Raw genomic sequence first — 3,240 nt, forward strand, 5'->3', positions numbered from 1 at the left:
CCGAGCCGCTGTCCGAGGTGGCCACCAAGATCGGCGGGACCGCGCTGACGCTGGACGTGACCGCCGACGACGCCGTCGACCGGATCGCCGAACACGTCCGCCAGCACCATGACGGCACGCTCGACATCCTGGTCAACAACGCAGGCATCACCCGCGACAAGCTGCTGGCCAACATGGACGAGGCCCGCTGGGATTCCGTGATCGCAGTGAATCTCATTGCACCGCTTCGCCTTTCCGAGGGACTGGTGGACAGCGGGCTGATCGGCGACGGCGGGCGCATCATCGGGCTTTCGTCGATGGCCGGCATCGCCGGCAACCGCGGGCAGACCAACTATGCCGCCACCAAGGCGGGCATGATCGGACTGACCGACGCACTGGCACCCCGCCTCGCCGAGAAGAACATCACCATCAACGCGGTCGCACCCGGTTTCATCGAGACCAAGATGACCGACGCGATCCCGCTGGCCACCCGCGAGATCGGCCGCCGGCTGAACTCGCTGTTCCAGGGCGGGAAGCCGGTGGACGTCGCCGAGGCGATCGCGTACTTCGCCAGCCCGGCGTCGAATGCCGTGACCGGCAACACGATCCGGGTGTGCGGCCAGGCGATGCTGGGGGCGTGACGGTGAGCGATCAGCAGCCCTCCGGGCTGAAGAACCTGGCGCGCGCCGCCGTCGGCGCGCTGCCGGTGGTGCGGCGCGGCGACACCCTGCCCACCCGGACACTGACCGTCGAGGAACTGTCCGTCGACCCCGTCAACGTCGCCGAGTACGCGAAGGTCACGGGTCTGCGGTTCGACAACACCGTTCCGCTGACCTACCCGTTCGCGCTGACCTTCCCCACCGTGATGTCACTGATCACCGGCTTCGACTTCCCTTTCGCGGCAATGGGTTCGGTGCATCTGGAGAACCACATCACCCAGTACCGGCCGATCGCGGTGACCGACACCGTGTCGGCGACCGTGCACGCCGAGAACATGCGCGAGCACCGGCGCGGGCTGCTCGTGGACATCGTGACCGACGTGAAGGTCGGCAACGATGTTGCGTGGCACCAGATCACGACGTTTCTGCACCAGCAGCGCACCAGCCTGTCCGACGAACCGAAGGCGCCGCCACAGAAGCAGCCCAAACTGCCTCCGCCGAACGCGGTGCTGCACATCACCCCCGGGCAGATCCGGCACTACGCATCCGTCGGCGGGGACCACAACCCGATCCACACCAATGCGGTGGCCGCCAAGCTGTTCGGCTTCCCGACCGTGATCGCACACGGGATGTTCAGCGCCGCAGCGGTACTGGGCAACATCGAAGGCCAGCTGCCGGACGCGGTGAAGTACTCGGTGCGATTCGCCAAACCGGTGGTGCTGCCCGCACGGGCCGGCCTCTACGTCGACCGCACGGCCGAGGGCTGGGATCTGACCCTGCGGCACCTGACCAAGGGCCACCCGCACCTGACGGGCACCGTCACCGGTCTGTGACGACCGCTAGCCGGTGGTGACCGCGGCGCCGTCGACGTCCACCGTCGACGGCGCGCCCTTGAGGCCCCGCCAGAACAGGTTGATCATCAGCTCGGCGGCTTCGTCGACGCCGGCGTCCCCGGTGCTCACCCGCGACGCGATCGCCTCGCCGGCGCCGACCAGCGCGACCGCCATCAACTCGAAGTCGGCATCGGGTTCGGGAAACTTGGTGCCCGAACGCAGCAACCGGCCGACGAGCTCGATGATGCGTTCGCGTCCCTCGCGCACGGTGTGGGCGAAGGCCTGCGAGCTGGTGGCCTGCGTGTAGAGCACCATCCACGAGGCGCGGTTGGCGTCGATGTACCTCAGGAACGCCAGCACCGCGGAGCGCAACAACTCCTTGGGCGCCGCGCTGAAGTCGATGTTGCTGCTCACCTCGTCGACGAACCGGCCGAGCTCGCGGTTCAGGCACGCCCCGAACAGCTCCTCCTTGGAGCCGTAGTACAGGTACAACATCGGCTTGCTGATCTGCGCTTCGGCGGCGATCGCGTCCATCGACGTCTCGTGGTAGCCGTTCACGGAGAAGATCTCCACTGCGGCGTCGAGCATCTGCTGTTCACGCACGGCACGCGGCAAGCGTTTGGTTCCACCTGCCATTGAGCGTGCCTTCCTGACCGACGAGCGACGAACGTCCTACACCAGGGTAAGCACTAGTCGACCGTTCAGCCGCCGCAGCGCGGCGAGAGTCCCTTCATCCCGATGATCCGCATCACCGACTCGTCGATGCGCGGCATGGTCAGCTCCCCGGCCGCCACCGCCTGCTCCAGCCGGTCCAGCACCGCGGGCACCTCCGCCGTGCTCAGCCACAGCGCCACGTCGGCCCCGGCCTGCAGGCTGCGCAGCACCGCGTCGGCGACGCCCAGGCGGTCGGTGATGGCCTGCATGCCGGACAGGTCGTCGGTGAACACCGGGCCGCCGAACGGCGGGCCGCCGTAGTCACCCGAGCGCAGCAGCGCGTACGCGGGCGGGCTGAGGCTGGCGGGCTCGCTGCCGGTCAGACCGGGCACCTCCAGGTGGCCGACCATCACCCCGACCGGGGCCTGCGTGGTCAGCGTGCGGTACGGGATCAGGTCGTGGGCCTGCAGATCGGCCAGCGGCGGGGTGACCACACCGCCGGTGTGCGTATCGCCGTCGCCGTTGCCGTGCCCGGGGAAGTGCTTGAGCACCGGAAGCAGCCCGGCCTGCCGCAGGCCGGCGGCATAGGCGCCCGCATAGTCGGTGACCTGGGCCGGATCCGCGCCGAACGACCGGTCGCCGATGACGCTGCCGTCGGGCGCGTCGGTGATGTCCACCACCGGCGCGAAGTCGATCGTGATCCCCATGTCGCGCATCTTGCGCCCGCGCTCGAACGCGATCTGGCGCACCTGCTCCGGGGTGCTGGTGGCGGCCAACTGGCGCGGCGAGGGCTGGGCGCCGATCAGTCCGGCGAGCCGCGACACCCGGCCGCCTTCCTCGTCGACGCTGACGGCCAGCGGCAGCGGGGTGGCGTCGGTGGCGATGCCGGCCAGGGAGCCGTCGGTCAGCATCGACAGGTCCGACCAGCTGCCCACCATGACGCCGCCGACCCGATGGTTCTCGGACACCGAGCGGGCGTCCGCGGCGCCTGTGACCCCGACCATCAGCCGCTGGGCGAGTTTGTCGCGGGTCGACATCGCCGCGACGACGGCCGCCGGGTCACCGCACGCCGGATACGGTGATAACAGGTAAGAAACAGCAGGGCGGCAAAGACC

4 protein-coding genes are annotated in these 3,240 nt (G+C 69.2%); 2 read left to right on the forward strand and 2 right to left on the reverse strand.

Annotated elements, in window-relative coordinates:
- The coding region (locus MVA01S_RS29170; RefSeq protein ID WP_159426377.1) for an SDR family oxidoreductase at positions 1–620 on the forward strand (620 nt) is incomplete at its 5' end.
- Between the two features lie 2 nt (positions 621–622).
- A complete protein-coding gene (locus MVA01S_RS29175; protein WP_040543253.1) occupies positions 623–1,471 on the forward strand; it encodes a MaoC/PaaZ C-terminal domain-containing protein in 849 nt (282 codons plus the stop codon).
- Between the two features lie 6 nt (positions 1,472–1,477).
- Here the strand turns inward: MVA01S_RS29175 and MVA01S_RS29180 are convergent, their stop codons facing one another.
- Together MVA01S_RS29180 and MVA01S_RS29185 are read right to left on the reverse strand one after the other, a co-directional pair.
- On the reverse strand, positions 1,478–2,107 hold the full coding sequence (locus MVA01S_RS29180; RefSeq protein ID WP_040543251.1) for a TetR/AcrR family transcriptional regulator: 630 nt from the start codon (positions 2,105–2,107) through the stop codon (positions 1,478–1,480).
- Between the two features lie 65 nt (positions 2,108–2,172).
- The coding region (locus tag MVA01S_RS29185) for a glycoside hydrolase family 3 N-terminal domain-containing protein (RefSeq protein ID WP_060941813.1) at positions 2,173–3,240 on the reverse strand (1,068 nt) is incomplete at its 5' end.

It is taken from the genome of Mycolicibacterium vaccae NBRC 14118 = CIP 105934 (genome assembly GCF_001552715.1).
GTDB classification, from domain to species: domain Bacteria; phylum Actinomycetota; class Actinomycetes; order Mycobacteriales; family Mycobacteriaceae; genus Mycobacterium; species Mycobacterium vaccae.